18 protein-coding genes are annotated in these 16,709 nt (G+C 66.3%); 7 read left to right on the forward strand and 11 right to left on the reverse strand.

Going from position 1 to position 16,709, the window contains the following annotated elements:
- The first annotated feature begins 158 nt into the window (after positions 1–158).
- The 3 genes from F8O07_RS03260 (at position 159) to F8O07_RS03270 (ending at position 2,505) form a co-directional block, all read left to right on the forward strand.
- Positions 159–1,313, forward strand: a complete 1,155-nt coding sequence (locus tag F8O07_RS03260) for an inorganic phosphate transporter (protein ID WP_158030713.1) — start codon at positions 159–161, stop codon at positions 1,311–1,313.
- Between the two features lie 24 nt (positions 1,314–1,337).
- Positions 1,338–1,562 carry a hypothetical protein gene (locus tag F8O07_RS03265; RefSeq protein ID WP_158030714.1) on the forward strand — a complete coding sequence of 75 codons (225 nt, stop codon included), beginning with the start codon at positions 1,338–1,340 and terminating at the stop codon, positions 1,560–1,562.
- 85 nt (positions 1,563–1,647) lie between these two features.
- A complete protein-coding gene (locus tag F8O07_RS03270; protein WP_158030715.1) occupies positions 1,648–2,505 on the forward strand; it encodes a universal stress protein in 858 nt (285 codons plus the stop codon).
- 27 nt (positions 2,506–2,532) lie between these two features.
- On the opposite strand, the gene F8O07_RS03275 is transcribed toward F8O07_RS03270, so the two are convergent.
- The 9 genes from F8O07_RS03275 to F8O07_RS03315 all read right to left on the reverse strand — a co-directional run bounded on the left by F8O07_RS03275 (position 2,533) and on the right by F8O07_RS03315 (position 10,563).
- Complete coding sequence (locus tag F8O07_RS03275) at positions 2,533–3,021, reverse strand: MarR family winged helix-turn-helix transcriptional regulator (RefSeq protein WP_158030716.1); 489 nt, start codon at positions 3,019–3,021, stop codon at positions 2,533–2,535.
- A 110-nt stretch (positions 3,022–3,131) separates the two neighbouring features.
- Entirely contained in the window at positions 3,132–4,190 is a 1,059-nt protein-coding gene (gene fni / locus F8O07_RS03280) for a type 2 isopentenyl-diphosphate Delta-isomerase (RefSeq protein WP_158030717.1), read from the reverse strand.
- A 92-nt stretch (positions 4,191–4,282) separates the two neighbouring features.
- Complete coding sequence (locus tag F8O07_RS03285; RefSeq protein WP_158030718.1) at positions 4,283–5,401, reverse strand: phosphomevalonate kinase; 1,119 nt, start codon at positions 5,399–5,401, stop codon at positions 4,283–4,285.
- A 2-nt stretch (positions 5,402–5,403) separates the two neighbouring features.
- Entirely contained in the window at positions 5,404–6,483 is a 1,080-nt protein-coding gene (mvaD, locus tag F8O07_RS03290; RefSeq protein ID WP_225733149.1) for a diphosphomevalonate decarboxylase, read from the reverse strand.
- Complete coding sequence (gene mvk / locus F8O07_RS03295; RefSeq protein ID WP_225733150.1) at positions 6,480–7,472, reverse strand: mevalonate kinase; 993 nt, start codon at positions 7,470–7,472, stop codon at positions 6,480–6,482. Before mvk ends, mvaD begins: the two co-directional genes overlap by 4 nt.
- A 50-nt stretch (positions 7,473–7,522) precedes the next feature.
- Positions 7,523–8,875, reverse strand: coding sequence for a tripartite tricarboxylate transporter permease (locus tag F8O07_RS03300; RefSeq protein WP_158030719.1), 1,353 nt, complete (start codon positions 8,873–8,875; stop codon positions 7,523–7,525).
- On the reverse strand, positions 8,875–9,201 hold the full coding sequence (locus tag F8O07_RS03305) for a hypothetical protein (protein ID WP_192496615.1): 327 nt from the start codon (positions 9,199–9,201) through the stop codon (positions 8,875–8,877). The genes F8O07_RS03300 and F8O07_RS03305 overlap by 1 nt, the downstream gene beginning before the upstream one ends.
- Positions 9,202–9,255: 54 nt before the next feature.
- Entirely contained in the window at positions 9,256–9,717 is a 462-nt protein-coding gene (locus tag F8O07_RS03310) for a DUF3151 domain-containing protein (protein WP_158030720.1), read from the reverse strand.
- Positions 9,718–9,828: 111 nt separating this feature from the next.
- A complete protein-coding gene (locus tag F8O07_RS03315; protein WP_158030721.1) occupies positions 9,829–10,563 on the reverse strand; it encodes a glutamine amidotransferase-related protein in 735 nt (244 codons plus the stop codon).
- A 103-nt stretch (positions 10,564–10,666) separates the two neighbouring features.
- Between F8O07_RS03315 and tgt the strand changes: the two genes are divergently transcribed.
- Positions 10,667–11,917 carry a tRNA guanosine(34) transglycosylase Tgt gene (tgt, locus tag F8O07_RS03320; protein ID WP_158030722.1) on the forward strand — a complete coding sequence of 417 codons (1,251 nt, stop codon included), beginning with the start codon at positions 10,667–10,669 and terminating at the stop codon, positions 11,915–11,917.
- On the forward strand, positions 11,914–12,396 hold the full coding sequence (locus tag F8O07_RS03325; RefSeq protein ID WP_158030723.1) for a DUF1648 domain-containing protein: 483 nt from the start codon (positions 11,914–11,916) through the stop codon (positions 12,394–12,396). Before tgt ends, F8O07_RS03325 begins: the two co-directional genes overlap by 4 nt.
- Before the next feature lie 523 nt (positions 12,397–12,919).
- On the opposite strand, the gene F8O07_RS03330 is transcribed toward F8O07_RS03325, so the two are convergent.
- Complete coding sequence (locus F8O07_RS03330) at positions 12,920–13,708, reverse strand: queuosine precursor transporter (protein ID WP_158030724.1); 789 nt, start codon at positions 13,706–13,708, stop codon at positions 12,920–12,922.
- 59 nt (positions 13,709–13,767) lie between these two features.
- Here F8O07_RS03330 and F8O07_RS03335 point away from each other — a divergent pair, with 59 nt between their 5' ends.
- Positions 13,768–14,349 (forward strand): DUF4916 domain-containing protein, encoded by a 582-nt coding sequence (locus F8O07_RS03335; RefSeq protein ID WP_158030725.1) that lies wholly within the window; start codon positions 13,768–13,770, stop codon positions 14,347–14,349.
- Between the two features lie 7 nt (positions 14,350–14,356).
- On the opposite strand, the gene F8O07_RS03340 is transcribed toward F8O07_RS03335, so the two are convergent.
- Complete coding sequence (locus tag F8O07_RS03340) at positions 14,357–15,577, reverse strand: GAF domain-containing protein (protein WP_158030726.1); 1,221 nt, start codon at positions 15,575–15,577, stop codon at positions 14,357–14,359.
- 251 nt (positions 15,578–15,828) lie between these two features.
- On the opposite strand from F8O07_RS03340, the gene F8O07_RS03345 reads away from it, so the two are divergent.
- On the forward strand, positions 15,829–16,614 hold the full coding sequence (locus tag F8O07_RS03345) for an acetoin reductase (protein WP_158030727.1): 786 nt from the start codon (positions 15,829–15,831) through the stop codon (positions 16,612–16,614).
- Positions 16,615–16,709: the final 95 nt, after the last annotated feature.

The following is a 16,709-nucleotide window of genomic DNA, read 5'->3' on the forward strand; positions in this document are numbered from 1 at the left end:
TTGGTTGCCTGAAGGCCGCTTGATGTTTCCCTTCCCGTAACCTTGCGGGCGCAGACTCAGCAATTGCAGTCGACGAATCGTATGTCGGGGGGAGTTCCCGGAGACCTCGTCGAGGCAGTTACGTATTTGGTCTCTCAGAAGGGAACCACGAAGCTCAGATGGATGCTTCCACAATCATCGTCGTCGTGCTGGTCATTGCAACGGCGCTGACATTCGACTTCACGAACGGGTTCCATGACACGGCGAACGCCATGGCCACCTCGATTGCCACGGGTGCGCTCAAGCCAAAGACCGCAGTCATCGCCGCGGGCATCCTCAACCTGATCGGCGCCTTCCTGTCGACTGAGGTCGCCAAGACGATTTCGGGCGGCATCATCAACGAGGGCGACGGCGGGGTGGTGATCGGGCCTGAGGTCATCTTCGCGGGCCTGGTCGGCGCCATCATCTGGAACATGCTGACGTGGCTGGTAGGGCTGCCCTCCAGTTCGTCGCATGCCCTCTTCGGCGGTCTCGTCGGCGCTGTGATCGTCGCGGTCGGCACCTCGGGCGTGAACTTCATCAACGTGTTCACGAAGGTGCTGCTGCCGGCGTTCGTCTCGCCGGTGGTCGCCGGCCTCGCTGCGTTCTGCGCGGTCAAGATCATTCTCGCGATCGTGGGCAAGATGGATGCGAAGAAGGTCGAGAGCGGATTCCGCCACGGTCAGACCGCGACGGCTCTGCTGGTCGCTCTCTCACACGGCACCAACGACGCGCAGAAGACGATGGGCATCATCACGCTGACGCTTATCGCAGCAGGTATGCAGCCCAGCGGCAGCGGCCCCGAGTTCTGGGTCATCGCAGCCTGTGGTCTCGCCATCGCACTGGGCACCTACACCGGTGGCTGGCGTGTCATCCGCACGCTGGGCAAAGGCATCACCGAGATCACCACGCCGCAGGGCTTCGCCGCCGAGGCGAGTTCGGCGACCACCATCCTGGTCTCTTCCCACCTCGGTTTCGCACTGTCGACCACGCAGGTCTGCTCCGGGTCGATTCTCGGTGCCGGACTCGGACGCAAAGGCGCCAGAGTCAGCTGGGGAGTCGCCGGTCGCATGGGCATCGCCTGGCTGGTCACCTTTCCCGCAGCGGCGCTGGTGTCGGCTGCCGCGTCGGCGCTCGCTCACACCGGCCTGATCGGCACCCTCGGCGTCGCGGTGCTCGCCCTCGCGATCGTGTGGGGCATCGTCCGGCTGTCGCATCGCAACCCGGTGACCGCCGACAACGTGAACCATGAGACCGCCGGCGAGCCGGTTCCAGCTCCTGTCCCTGCTGCGTAGTCCTGAAAGGAAGAGCACACAACAATGGCTTCTCTCATCAGCTTTCTGACCGTCCTCGTCGTTGCCGTCGGGATCGCCAGCATCGTCAGCGCACTGTACGCGACTGCACTGCGCCTCTGGGAATCGGGGCAGGTCGACAGCAGCGGCAACGCGCATCTGATCGCTCGCACCGGTTCGGTGCTCTGTTTCTCGCTCTGTGTCGCCGTCGTGCTGTTCACCCTGTGGCTCATCGTGCCGCAGTTCCACTGAGCCGCACACGACTCGTCATCACACAGACTGCGCCCGGGGCGGCTCTGCCGAACTCAGTGTCGGGCCTTTTGACCAAGGAGCAACAATGACCACCATCCTCGTCGGCATCGACGGCACCGTGCGCGGTGAACGCGCACTCGAATGGGCGCTGACGCAGGCCGAGCTCGTCGCCGACCCGCAGCTGCACCTGCTGACCGTGGTCGATCCGCATGTGCTGCGCGGCACCGGCGTCAGCGAGGCGGATGCGACGCAGGCCGCCGAGAACCTGATCGCTTCGGTGCGGCGCATCGCTGCGGAGGCGCATCCCGAGCTCGGCATCACGGCAGCGGTCACTCGCGGCGGCATCGTCGACGCGCTGGTAGACGCGGCCGACCAGAGCGATCTGATCGTGCTGGGATCGCATCACGGCGCATCATTCGGCGAAGCGGTCGGTGGGGCCAAGGGGCTGCGCGTCTCAGTGTCGACGAACGTTCCGACTGCGGTGATCCCGTCAGACTGGACTGCCGCCGGGCAGCACGAACCCGGAATCGTCGTCGGCGTGGGCCCGGACGACGTTAGCGAGAGTGCGGTCGAGTTCGCCGTCACCCAGGCGCTGGCCACGGATCAGCCGCTTGAGCTGGTCTCTGTCTGGGGTCTGCCGCCGGTGATCAGCAGGCCGGCAGAGGCCATGGGCGGGGGGCTCGCTCCGGTGGGTCGCCAGTTCCAGGAACAGCTTGACGCACGCGCCCTGCAGCTGCGCACGAGGCACGAGGATCTCGACGTCACCGGTCGCTCGATCGAAGGCGCTCCGGCGTCGCAGCTGACTGCGGCCGCGGCCGGCCGACGCATGCTGGTGCTGGGCACTCATTCGCGCACCGTGCTCGGACGCGCGCTGTTCGGCTCGGTGTCGCACGGCGTGCTGCTCGATCTTCGTGTTCCGACGGTGGTCGTGCCGAACGTCTGAGCGAGACTCTTCGCGGGGCCGGCCCGCTCAGCGAGACTCTCGGGCCTGCCGCGCTGCTGCGACGTCGCGGGCGTTGTCGATGAGCACATTGATGCGCTGCAGCAGGCTGCGTTCGTCGATGCCGGTCAGCAGAGCGTTCTCGAAGGTGTCGAGACCCTGCCAGGCTTCGGTCAGTTGGCGTGCACCACGTTCGGTGAGGGCGACGCGCTGCGTGCGACGGTCGTTCGGGTCTTGGTACAACGACGCGAACCCGACCTCGACCAGTGTTCGGGTGCGTGTGGCGGCTGCCGCACGGGAGATGCCGAGCTGCTCGGCGATCTCTCGAACGCTGAGCTTCTCTTTGCCCGCTGCCGCAAGAGCCATCAGCGCATAGAACTGAGTGGCCGGAAGCTGCCACTCAGCACGCAGGTAGTCATCGATCAGACGGTCGAAGAGCGAGGTCGCGTAGTGCAGGCGAAAACCGGCATCGGTGATGCGGGGCAGAGGGCCCTGGGAGTCTTCGGACTGCTGCGTCATGGTATCTGCAGTGAACCGCTTTCCCCGGCGCAAGTCAAGGACATCGTGCGGGCGTCGCGGAATGTCTGTGAAGAGTTCTCCAACACGACATATGCATTTGCGGGCATATCTCAGTGGCGGTGCGCCAGTTCCGCGAGATCGATGCCTCGCAGCCGTGCGAACTCCGCCGTCGGGCCGGTGATGAGCAAGTCAGTGCAGGCAAGGGCCGCCAGGTCGGCCGCTCCGAGCAGCGTGAGCAGAGTCTGCACCTGCTCTTTCCATGACTCCAGCTCTGCAGTCAGAGCCTCGACTCCGTCAGAGACGAGCACGTGCAGAAAGTGGCCGCTGACCCCGACGGCGCGAGCGCCCAAGGCGAGTGCGCGCACGACATCCAGCGGATTGCGCACGCCGCCGGAGGCGATCGCCTCGACCGGCAGCGCAGGCGCCGCGTGCAGGGAATCGAGCAGGCACTCGACGGCGGTCTGGCCCCAGCCAGACAGGTAGTCGTACTCGCTTCGCTGCCGCCGACGGTTCTCGATCGCGATGAAGTTCGTGCCGCCGCGTCCGCTGACGTCGACGGTGCGCACACCGCGTTCGAGCAGCTGCTCGACGCTGTGTCGGCTGAGGCCGAACCCGACCTCTTTGACCACGACCGGCACGCCGACCTCGGCCACGATCCGCTCGATCCGGTCGAGCCAGCCGCGAAAGTCGCGGTCGCCCTCGGGCATCACGAGCTCTTGGGCCGGGTTCACATGGATCTGCAGCGCGTCGGCAGAGAGAATCCCGACGGCTCGCTTCGCCTGCTCGACGGTCATCTCGGGGCTCACATTCGCGAATACGAACGCCTCAGGGGCGTTCTCTCGGATCACCCGAAACGTCGATTCAAGGCCCGGATCGCGCAGTGCAGGGCTCACCGAACCGCTGGCGATTGACACACCTGCAGCCGCAGCAGCCTGCGCGAGGTCGGCGTTGAGCGCCCCGGTCATCTTGCTGCCGCCGGTCATCGCGTTGATGTAGAACGGCACCGGCCAACGCCGACCGGCCACGGTCGTGCTGATGTCGACCGCGTCGCGCGTCAGACCGTTGAAGGTGTGATGAAGAAACCGCACGTCGTCGAAGCCCGAATCGCGTCGTTCGTCGCGAAGCTCCTCGGCGAGGCGAACGTGCTCGTCTTTGCGCTCACTGCTCATGCTGCTCTGTGTCCCTTCGTATCTGCGACATCCCGTCTCGAGCTCGAACGGCAGAGCACGACGCTCGTCGTGCGAACGTGCTCGGCCATGCCCTACTCGACCGTGCCCTCCGGCTGGTGCACCCGCAGATTCAGCGGCCTGATGTCGGCCCGCTCCCACGCTGCGAGCATGCCGTCGATGTCGGCGTCGCGGTCGATCAGCACGATGCCGCAGTCTCCGCCGCCCGCGCCCGACGTCTTCGCCGCACCGCCGCATGCCTCGGCCGTCTCGATCAGGCGCTGCAGCTTCGGGGTCTCGATGGTGATGCCCGAGTGCTCGCCCAGGCCGCGCAGCAGCTCGCGGTTGCGGCGGATGCCTGCGGCGATCCCGACCCCGTCGTCGCGTTCCAGGGCTTCGGCGAGTTCGGTCACACACGAGCGGCTCTCCGCGAGGAAGTGGCTGTAATGCACGCTGCGCTGGCCTTTGCGGGCCTGCACCCCGCTGACCAGGCGAGCGGTCGAGGCGGGCGAGCCAGTCCATCCCACGACGAGGCGAAGACGATCGGGCGGCACGACGCGGCGCACTTCAAGGCCAGGCCAGTCGATGGCGAGCATCTCGGTCAGCGGTCGGGCGACGCGCTCGGCGCGCACCCACTCCCGATCGAATGCGCGGTAGACGATCCAGCCGCCGAACATGCTCGCCGCCACGTCGCCGCCCGAGCCGCTGCGCTGCACTTCGATGCTTGCGATCAGGGCCAGTTTGAGCTGCTCCATACGGGTCAGATCGAGACGATAGTGCTCGCAGAGCGCCCGCACTGTGGCCACCGTGACCGCGGCAGACGACCCGAGGCCGAACTTGCGACCGGCATCGTCGTCGAGCTCGCTCGTGATGTCGAGGTCGTACAGCTCGAGCGACGCGCCGAGTCCGACAGCAGCCTCTTCGACGACTCTGATGGCGGCGAGCACGAAGTCGAACGGCGTCTGGTCAGGCTCGATCACCATGTCGTTGTCACGTCGATGCCACTCGAGCGAGAGGCTCGCGTACTGATCTGAGGTGATGTGCCCGGTGTCGCGGGCGGGGCTCACCCGCACCTGCACATAGCGGTCGACGGCGATCAGCACCGCCGGGTATCCGGCTTCGACGACGGCATACTCGCCGGCGATGTAGAGCTTGCCCGGCGCGCGCACGACGGTGGTGCGAGCCGGAACGGCGACGTCATGGGCAGCGCACATGTCTAGAGACCTCCTGCATGGTTCGTCGTGGCGGTGTCGAGAGCGCAGGTTCTGGGCACGCCGACCTCGCCCGGCCAGACCTGCAGGCCCGGGCCTGACCGTGCCACCACGGTCTGCAAGCCCGGCACACTCGGCTCCAGTCGCTGCCGCAGCCAGGATCGCACCTGCTCAGATGCCGAACCGCTGGTGAGCACCTTGACGTTCGCTCCGGCATCCATGGTCGCCCAGGCAGGCAGACCGGCTGCGCGGGCCTCGCGCACGGCCCGCAGCGCCTCGATGCTCGAGGCGTTCAAGTACTGCACACGAGGCTCTGCGGCGAGCATCGTGGCGTGCATGCCGAAGGCGTTCGCCTCGGCTGCCTCGCCCAGTCGGGGCAGGTCTGCCTGTTCGATCGCGTCGAGCGCCTCGGCCAGATCTTCGTGGCTGCGTCGCACCCAAGGCTCGTACTCGAGCGAGGTCTCGACGGTTCGTCGCATAGCCTCACGGCTCGAGATCGCCTTGCGCCCCGAGTCGATCACGAGCACGACGATCGCCAGATCGAGATCGCTCGGAAGCGGCTCGGCATACGAGCTTTCGTGGTCGTGGCCGGCGTGCCAGACGGCCAGGCCGCCGAAGACCGACCGTGATGCCGACCCCGACCCCCGTCGTGCGAGTCTGGAGAGGCCGCGATCGTCGAGTTCGAGCCCGGCGGCGGCAGCTGCGGCCCCAGCCAGCGCGGCGAACCCGCTGGCAGAGCTCGCGAGCCCCGCCGCAGTCGGCACGGTGTTGTGTGTGACGACATCGGCCGCGGAGGTGATGCCAGCACGCTCGCGCACGATGTCGAGGAAATCTGCGATGCGCCGCAGCGGCTGACCGGTCATCGGCTGGCCGTCGAGCACGGCACGGTCACCCGCGCCGTCGTCGACGAAACGCACTGTGGTGACCGTGTGCAGATCGTCGAGGGTCAGTGACAGGCTCGAGGTGCGCGGCAGGATCAGCCGCTCGTCGGCTTTGCCCCAGTACTTGATCAGCGCGATGTTCGCATGCGCCACAGCAGTGGCCACGCCGGGAGCCGCTGCCACCGGTTTCAGGCGATGCGTCACGCGGCGACCTCGTAGGCGTGCGGTGCGTAGACCCACGTGCCGGTGGCTCCGGCCATCCCCAGCGCGGCGGCGATGCGCTTCGCATCAGCGCTGGTGCGGGCGAGGGCGATCACGCAGCCGCCGCGTCCGCCGCCGGTGAGCTTCGCTCCGACCGCGCCCGCACTGCGCGCTGCGGCGGTGAGCTGGTCGAGGCGTGCGTTGCTCACGCCCAGCTCGGCCAACAGCCGGTGTGCGTCGTTCATCTTCTGGCCGAGCCCGCTGACATCGCCGGCGCGCACGTCGCCCACCGCCTCGGCGGTGATGCGCCCCAGCTCGGCCAGCCGTGGTCGGGTGACCTCGGGGCAGCGCTCGTGCTCTTCGCGAATGTGCCCGACGGTCTCACGGGTGCTGCCGTGAATGCCGGAGTCGGCCACGACGATCCACGCTGAGAGATTGATCTGCACGGCCGTGGTCGCGCCGGCCTGAAAATGGATCGGCGACTGCGACGAGGTCGCGGTCGCATCGAGACCGGACGGATGCCCATGCGCGATGCGCTCGGCCACCTGCGTCAGGTCGAAGAGGTCTTCTGGCTCGACGTCGACGTCGAAGGCGTTGAGCACGGCGCGGATGACTGCGCCGGCCGCTGCCGCAGATGACCCGAGGCCCCGTTCCGGCGGGAACTCGGCGTGCGTCTCGATGCGCAGACGGGCGTTCGGATGCCCCGCGAACTCGAGCGCCGCATCCACCGCCCGAACGATGCTTGCGAACCTCGCCGGCGCCTCGTCGAGCGGACCGACCCAGCCCAGGCTCGACAGCTCTGACGGGCGTGTGGTCGGTTCGACTCGGGCGATCATGCGCAGATTGCGCAGCGGCATCGCGATCGCCGGGTAGCCGTAGACGACAGAGTGCTCGCCGAAGAGGATGATCTTCGCGACGGTCTGGCCGACGCCTGCGTGCATCGGAGTGTCGACCGATGAGCGGTCTGAGGGGGAGGGGTCGCCGACCTGCACAGTGAAGAAGCCTTTCCCGGTGCATGCGCACCGACGCACAACGCTGCCGCTCAGAGCAGGTTCTGCACGATCCATGGCGCGGCGTACAGCGTCATGAACTGCACGCCGTAGCTGACGCCAAGCTTATTCAGGGTACCGCAGGCGACGCCGACGAGCAGCACGCCGAAGATGTTGGCCACCCCGGCGTCGAGATAGGCGAGCAGCAGAATGAACCCGATGAAGAGCCCGAGCACGGCCTCGTGCGGGATGTAGCGCATCACGAAGTAGGTGATCTGGTACGAGTAGCGCACAGCGATCACATAGGTCAGCACGAGCGCGAGCAGAGCGCCGACGACCACCGCGGTAATGAACTGGCCGGTGCTCAGCAGCTGGTGCAGATTGTGGTCGAGCGAGAAGACCGGCGGCGCGTTGAACAGCGCTTGCGCCGGGCCGATCGCGACCGGCGAGAGCGGAATGCCGACGGCCAGCAGCGGGATGATCACACCAGACAGGTAGGCGGCGTGTGCGACGCCGTTCATGCTCGACACCGCGCGGTTCGCGTGCTTGAGCCTGTCGCCGCTGCGACCGGCAGAGGCCTCGCCGATCAGGAAGGTCAGGCCGACCGGACTGAGGAAGAACAGCGGGGTGGTGATCAGCGAGGCGAGGCCGGTGCGGCCCATCTCGTCACGAGTGAGGATGCGGCCGGGCGCGAGGGACTGGCCGCTCAGATCTCTGCGCGAGATCTCGACGGTGGTCGGCGCGTACCTGGGCAGACGGTCGCGGCTGCGTTTGTTGAGCAGCCCCAGGATCGAGACCAGCAGTGGTCCGATGGTGATGCCCAAGAAGAACGAGACCGAGATGTTGCCGTCTTTGGGAATCACCTCCTGCGTCCGGTAGAGCGAGAGCAGGCCCTGGAAGAGCAGCGCCATCGGGATGATCGAGATGAGCGACAGCAGGCGATTGCTGCCGAGCAGCGCGAGCAGCACGGCGCCGAACACGAAGAGCAGTGAGCCGTACTGGCGCAGGGTCTCGGCATAGGGTGTGATCGCCGTGGCGATGGCGAGGCTCACCGGAATCGCGATGATCGTGCCCACGGCGCTGCCGGCGGCCATCTTCTTGATCGTCTCGGCGGCGCGTCCCTTGCTCTTGAGATAGAGCGAGTGCTCCATCATCGGGGTCGACATCACGCCCCCGGGCAGGCCGACCAGAGCCGTGGGAATCGCATTGGTGAGATTGAGCGTCACGATCGCGGCGATGAAGAAGGTGAGCACCACGATCGGCGCGACGCCCGCGAGCACCAGCGCCAGGGTGACGGGCACCAGCACGCTGGTCTCGTCGGTGCCGGGAATGAACCCGATGAACGAATAGAACATGATCGCGCCGATGGCGGCGATCAGCATCTGAATGATGATCGAGACGTCCATCAGCGGTCACCGGCCCTGTCGGCGTCTGCGGCGACATCGGCTTCGGCACTGATGTGGATGCTGTGTTCGAGCCCGTCGTCGGCGCTCACGATGCGCACGTCTCGTTTCGGCGTGAACGCGAAGGTGCTGATGACGAAGCCGATGACCGAGCCGCCGAGCCCCCAGAAGAAGACGTTGAACGAGAGCAGCGTTGCGATCAGCAGCGCGGCTGCGGTGGTGCCACCACAGATCAGAAGTGCCCACGTGAGGTCTCGCGGAGAGACCAAGTCGTTCCACACTTCGATGTACCGCGCCTGATCGTCCGATTGACGGTCAGTGGAAGTCATGCTTCCTGATGCTAGACGGTCGGTCGGAACAAAGAAAGATATGCGCCGCAGCGATCAGTTGATGCCGCGGATGACGATCGTCTCAGTGCCCGGGGCGTGCGCCGCCTCGTCGGCCAGGATGGCGTCGATGACCGAGGGGTCGCTGTCGGTGAGGAACGTGTGCACGCGATCGACCTCGTCAGCTTCGCCGATCAGCTCGGCGGCTTTGCCCAGCTCGAAGAGCGAGAGCAGGAAGCCACGGTTCGGCTCGTGCGACCACGGAATCGGCCCCTGCCCCTTCCAACCGTGTCTGCGCAGAGCGTCGAGGCCACGGTGATAGCCGGTGCGAGCGTAGGCGTATGCGTTCACATAGTTGCCGTGCGTGCGGGCCTGCTGTGCGAGCAGAGCCCAAGGCAGTGACGCTGCGGGGAACGAGGCCGCCACGCGGTTGAGCGGCTCGTCGGCGAGAGCGTCAGCGAGACCCGGCACCTCATCGAGGAACGTCGGTGGAATCGAAAGCAGATTGTTGTCGCCCATGCCATCCAGTATGCCTGCTGGCGCCAGCAGTGTCGATTAGGTCGCAGACACCTGTCGGAGGGATACGATCGCGCCGGTCAAGGCGCGTCTCGACGAACGGTGCAGGGCCGCTCAGCGACGGCCGTGCTCGAGCGCGAAGCGGCGCAGCAGACGGTGTGCCGGGGCGGTGTCGAGGCCCAGCGTCGCCTGCTCGATGGCTGCGATGCGGCCGGCAGGGTAGTAGCCGTGCCCGTCGTAGAGCGTCGCACGCCGAATGAACGCCGACCGGTCAAGCTCGGGATGGAACTGCGTCGCGTAGCCGCGCTCGCCGACGCGGATCATCTGCACCGGAGCAGTCGCCGAGGTCAGCAGCAGTTCGGCGCCCTCCGGCACCTCGAGCAACGACTCATGGTGTCCGACGAACGACGAGATCTGCGCAGGCGCGTCATCCAGCAGGCAATCGGATCGGCCGGCCGAGGTGACCTGCAGGGTGACGGCTCCGGCATCCTCGGCGAAGTCGGGGCCCAACGGAGTCTCAAGCACCGTTGCGACCGCGCCCATTCCGTAACAGGCCCCGAAGAACGGGAAATCGGCATCGAGAATGCGGCGCACCAGGACGAACACGTCGTGCTCGACCCGTCGCTGCAGCGGGTCTTTGCGCTCGGGTGGGGCCGACCAGTCATAGGGGCTGCCGCCGAGCAGCACTCCGCTGAGCTCGGTGAGATCGATCTCGGGCAGCGGCGCGCGGTCGAGTCGGTGGTGTACGAGGGCGTCTGCCCTCAGCCCGGTGTGCTCCAGCATCGAGGCGCGCTCGGCCGCAGTGGCCTCGTCATTCGTGCGCGCGCTCAGATACAGGAATGGCTTCATACGATCAGCCTATTTGTGCCCGAGCCCAGACGCCAGATTGTGACGCTCTGCGACGAATGCCCGCCGAAGACCCCGAGCCGCAGGCAGGTGGCAAGATGGACGGGTGAACTTCAGCTTCGACATCGACATCCGACTCGACGATCAGCCGAGAGGCGGGCGCACGGGGGTCATCCACACGCCACACGGCGACATTCGCACCCCGGCGTTCATTCCGGTCGGCACCAAGGCGGCTGTCAAAGCGGTGCTGCCCGAGTCGATGAGCGACCTCGGGGCGCAGGCGCTGCTCGCCAACGCCTACCACCTCTACCTGCAGCCGGGACCCGACGTGCTCGACGCCGCCGGCGGTCTCGGCCGCTTCATGAACTGGCCGGGGCCCACGTTCACCGATTCCGGAGGCTTCCAGGTGATGAGCCTGGGCGTGGGGTTCAAGAAGGTGCTCGCGATGGACACCAGCGGGCGGCAGTCCGACGACGTGATCGCGAAGGGCAAAGAGCGGCTCGCTCACGTCGACGACGACGGCGTCACGTTCAAGTCGCATCTGGACGGCACCATGCATCGGTTCACCCCGGAGGTGTCGATGCAGATTCAGCACCAGCTGGGTGCCGACATCATGTTCGCCTTCGACGAGCTCACCACGCTGATGAACACCCGCGGATACCAGGAGCGTTCGCTGGAGCGCACCCGCCTGTGGGCCGAGCGGTGCCTCGCCGAGCATCGGCGCCTCACTGACGAACGGGTCGGCAAGCCGTATCAGGCACTCTTCGGCGTGCTGCAGGGCGCGAACTACGAGGATCTGCGCCGCAAGGCCGCTCGCGACCTCGGCAGCATGGAGATCGAGGGGCAGCGCTTCGACGGGTTCGGCCTCGGCGGCGCGCTCGAGAAGCCGCGCATGGCCGAGATCATCGGGTGGATGGCCGAGGAGCTTCCCGAGGATCGGCCGCGTCATCTGCTCGGCATCAGCGAACCCGATGACATCTTTGCCGCGGTGGCAGCAGGGGCTGACACGTTCGACTGCGTCTCGCCGACGCGTGTGGCGCGGTCGTCGGCCGTGTACTCGCGCCACGGGCGCTACAACCTGAAGCAGACGAGGTTCCGCATGGACTTCTCGCCGATCGACGAAGGCTGCGACTGCTACACCTGCACGCACTACACGCGGGCGTATCTGCGGCACCTCTTCAAGGCGAAAGAGATGAATGCGGCGACTCTCTGCAGCATCCACAACGAGCGATTCATCGTGCGTCTCGTCGACGACATCCGCGCCGCGATGCAGGAGGGCACGTTCGACGAACTCCGCGAGGAGTTCTTGGGCCGCTACTACGGCGGCGGGGCGAAGTCAGGCGCTGCAGCGGTATGAGCAGATCAGAGCGACCGAAGGCCGAGGGCATGGGCGCAGCCGCTGCCGTGCTGATCGGCGTCGGTCTGTTGATGACTTTGGCCGGACTGATCTATCTGCTGGTCTCGTATCCGAGCCTGCCCGAGGTCATTCCGACGCATTTCGGGATACACGGTGAGCCCGATGCGTGGGGCCCTCGTGGATCGCTCATCGGGCTCGGTCTCGTCTGGCTGCTGCTGTCGGTGCTGGTGGCAGGGTTGGCGCGTTACCCGCATGTGGCGAACTACCCGGTCGAGGTGACCGGTCAGAACGCGGAGCGGCTCTACCGCATCGCTTCTCAGCTGCTGGGGACCACACTGCTCGGCGTCAGCGCTCTGATGTGGGGCATTCTTCGGCTGACCGTCACGGGTACGTCGCAGACGCCGCTGTTCGTCATCGGGTTGGTGCTGCTCTTCGGCGGCATCATCGTCGGACTCGTGCGCATGGTGCGTGCGCGGTGACCGCCTGGTCGAACGCTGGGCTCCGCTGAGCCGCCCTCGTCGAAAGAAGGTTGAGTGCGTGGAAGTCGGTGGATGCGGTTGAGCGCCTCGTCGAGTGTGCAGAAGCCGCTGAATGCCCTGTCGAGTACCGCCGGACACCCCTCGAGTGTGCAGAAGCCGTTGAATGCCCCGCGAAAGTGCAGAACTTGGTGAACGCCCCTTGAAAGTGCAGAACTTGCTGAATGCCCCGCGAAAGTGCAGAACTTGCTGAATGTCCCGCGAAAGTGCAGAACTTGCGGGCTTCAGCCTCTGATGGTCGCACTTTCTGTACTTTCGCATGCGGTCGTGCTCTGGGGGGGGGGGGGCAGGCTCACAAGCGTTCTCACTGGGCCTCGGCACCTCGATCATGCAGGACCGCTGAACGCCTTTCGCCTCGAGTGTGCAGAAGCCGCTGAGTGCCCTGTCGAGTACCGCCGGACGTTCCCTCGAGTGTGCAGAACCCGCTGAGCGCCCCGCGAAAGTGCAGAACCCGCTGAAAGCCCGCTCAGCTCGCGGCGGACTCGCCTGCGCCCACCGGGCGGTAGTCGGGCTCGTGCCGCTTCACCCAGGCGATCACTCGGTAGGTGAACGGAAGCAGTGCGGCCTCGACTGCGGTCTTGTATACGAACCCGAGCGCCACGTAGATGGCGAAGTCGGCCGGCTCGGTGAACCCGAGCACCGGCGCTGCGATCAGACAGAAGATGAGGGTGTCGGCGAACTCCCCGACGACGGTCGACCCGAGCAGTCTCGCCCAGAGCTGGCGTTCGTCGCGGCGGCGGCGCTTCATCCATGTCACGACCCACGCGTTCAGCGTCTGACCCACCAGAAAGCCCAGCACCGACCCCAGCAGAATCTGCGGCACGCTGAGACCGAGCAGCGCGTTGAACGACTCCGTGTCGGTGCCCTCCGACTTCGGCAGGGCGATCACGAACTGGAAGTACAGCATGGCCCCGATGGCGATGCAGAACGACACGATTGTCGCCGTACGGGTCCGCTTGAACCCGTAGACCTCGCTCAGTACATCGCCGAGCACGTAGGCCAGGGGGAACAGCAGGAACCCACCGTCAGTGTTGATCGGGAATCCCCAAACCGGACCGAACACCACGCCCTGCGTCGCCGCGATGTTCGAGACCAGCAGCAGCGAGGCGAAGATCGCGACGATCACCGCGTAGAAGCGGTAGCTGGGCCGCACCGATCCTCGGCCCTGCCCGTCTGAACGCTGCGCTGACCCACCGGCTTCGGAGGATCGGGTCGAAGCGGTCTTTGGGATGGCATTCGGGTGTGAAGCGGTCATGAGCACCGATTGTACCGAGTCGACTGCGACGGCCCGGGCAAATGCGCCATAATCAGACCATGAGCATCGTTGGCACGCCCGACCCGCAGGATCCAGACGATGACGTCATCGGCAGCAACGGTGGCGCCGACTCCGGCTGGCTGACCGACTCCGAGCTGGAAGAGGCCAGGCGGCACCTGCCCATGCTCTACGTCGAAGCGCTGCCCGTGCGCCTGACCGGCAGTGGCAAGGTCGCGCAGATCGGCCTGCTCATGCGCGTCAGCGACACTGACTCGATCACCCGCACCATCGTCTCGGGCCGTGTGCGGTTCGGCGAGAGCCTGCGCGAAGCGCTGCTGCGCCATCTCGAGAACGACCTCGGCCCGATCGCCTTCCCGCAGCTGCCGCTGTCGATGTCGCCGCAGACGGTGGGCGAGTACTTCCCGGTGCCCTCGACCACGAGCGAGCTGTTCGACGGTCGCCAGCATGCCGTCTCGCTGGCCTACGTCGTGCCGGTGACCGGCACCTGCCAGCCGCGTCAGGATGCTCTCGAACTCGCCTGGCTCACCCCGCAGGAGGTGCGCGAACAGGACGTACTCTCAGATCTCGAAGGCAATCGCGGCGTGCTGGTCGAACGTCTGCTGGCCTCGGTCAGCTGCTGACCGGAAGTCAGTCGATCTCGACCCGCATGCCCTCCGCGAAGCGGTACGGCGCGGCAATGATCACCGGCCCCAGCGCTCGCCGAATTCGGCTGACCTCGGCACGCACGGTGACCGTGTGCGTCCGGTCGCCGAAGATCGCCTCTGAGAGGTCTGCCGCGCTGACGCCGTCTCGGTGTGCGTTGATCTGGGTGATGACGTCGACCTGCCGAGGCGGAATCTCGACGCTCCAGTGCACGTCGCCGGCATCCATCGTCACGTGCGCGCCGCCCGACGTGCGAGTGATCTGCAGCCGGTTCTCTCCCGGTTCGGCTTCGACGACGGTCTGCCCCTGAATGAACCAGCCGCCCGGCAGCGAGGTCGCTTTCGCGCTGCCGAACTCGGGCAGCCAGAGCAGGTCGCGATCAGGATGCTCGGGCAGCGTGAACCGGCTGCCTGCCGACGCGCTGTTGGTCGCCGCGACCCAGCCCAGACGGTCGGTCACCGCCCACGGCTCGTCTCCCTGCGTGTGCTGCATCGGCCAGCTGATCGTGCGCAGTCGTTCGAGCTCGTGCTGGTGCGCCTCGTGCAGCTCCATCTCGAGGGTGTGGGCGAGCAGCGAGGCCAGCGCGAGCATGGCCGGATGCGCCTCGGCGACCGTGCACGAGATGTTGACGATGCCCAGGCAGGCGCGTGAGCGTGGGTCGATGATCGGCGCTGCCGCGCAGCTCCAGCGCTGATGCGCGAGACAGAAATGCTCTGCGCCGTGCACCTGCACCGGGTGTCGAACGGCGAGTGCGGTGCCGATCGCGTTCGTGCCCACTGTGCTCTCGCGCCACAGCGCGCCTTTGACGAAGCCGATGCTGTCGGCGCGCTGTCGGGCCTCGGTCGATCCGTAGCGCCACACGATGCGCGCCTCGGCGTCGGTGAGCACGACGAGGTAGCTGCCGTTCTCGAACATGCCGTTGTCATGCTGGGGCAGCGTCTGCTTGAGCATCGGGATCAGCTGTCGGGTGGTCGACGTCCGTGATGGCACTCGGCGTGCTCGCACGGGGGAGTGCATCGGGCAGCGGCACTGATCAGGCCTGAGACCGGCGCGGCGGGAGCGCTTCCAAGAGGCGCTGATCAGCGGCCGCGGTCGGGCCGGAGCGCGTTCTCCTCGCGAAGTGGCTCGAAAGACCTCCTGCAACAGGTTGTCGTATTCGACGGGGTCCTCCCCGGTTGAGAACGACGATTCCAGCTCGTTGGCCATCGCAGGTGCACCTCATTGTCTCTGGCCGCAGAACGGAGGCCCGAGTCGGCCAGCCGTTGCGTCCGGTTGCATGAGGTATTTTCGCGCGTGTTCTCGCGGTTGGCAAGGTCTCCCTTACCTGACACGCTGACTCACAGCGCACACCTGACTTACAGTGACTCCCAGATGCACCGCACGCCACAGGACGGCGTGTGGAGGATGGCCTCGACGCGAGGTCATTTGCACGACATCGCGAAGAGGAAGGATCTCCCATGAGTGATCAGAAGGTTGCGCTCGTTACCGGCGCTGGGCAGGGAATCGGCCGCGGCATCGCACTGCAGCTGGCCAAGGACGGCTTCGACATCGCCGTCGCCGATCTGGATTTCCAGCAGGAGAAGGCAGAGGCCGTCGTCAAAGAGATCGAGGCTCTCGGTCGCAAGGCGTTCTTCGTCGCCGCTGACGTGTCGAAGCGCGATCAGGTGTTCGCCGCCGTCGATGCCGCAGCAGAGAAGCTGGGCAGCTTCGACGTCATCGCCAACAACGCCGGCATCGCCCAGATCAAGCCGCTGAGCGACGTGACCACCGAAGATCTCGAGAAGATCTTCAACATCAACGTCTTCAGCATCGTCTACGGCATTCAGGCTGCTGAGAAGAAGTTCGCCGAGCTGGGCAAGGAGAAGGGCAAGATCATCAACGCCTCTTCGATCGCCGGCATCAAGGGCTTCCCGATTCTGGGCGCCTACTCGGCGACCAAGTTCGCCGTGCGCGGCCTGACGCAGGTCGCCGCACAGGAGCTCGCTCCGCGCAACATCACCGTTAACGCCTGGGCTCCTGGCATCGTCGGCACCGGCATGTGGGATCTCATCGACGAAGAGCTGGGCAAGCTCAACGGCAAGGCCAAGGGCGAGAACCTGAAAGACAACGTCGAGTCGATCGCGCTCGGCCGCATCGAGACTCCTGAAGACGTCGCTGGCGTGGTGTCGTTCTTCGCGAGCGACAAGGCTGACTACGTCACCGGCCAGACCCTGCTGGTCGACGGCGGCATGCTCTACAACTAAGTCGAAGCGACTCAGCTGGTGCCTCGTGCACACGGATGGCGCGGACACGATTCGTCGTGACCGCGCCATCTCTGTGTCTGGGGCGATCTGCGCGC

It is taken from the genome of Pseudoclavibacter sp. CFCC 13796, assembly GCF_008831185.1.
In the GTDB taxonomy this organism is placed as follows: domain Bacteria; phylum Actinomycetota; class Actinomycetes; order Actinomycetales; family Microbacteriaceae; genus Pseudoclavibacter_A.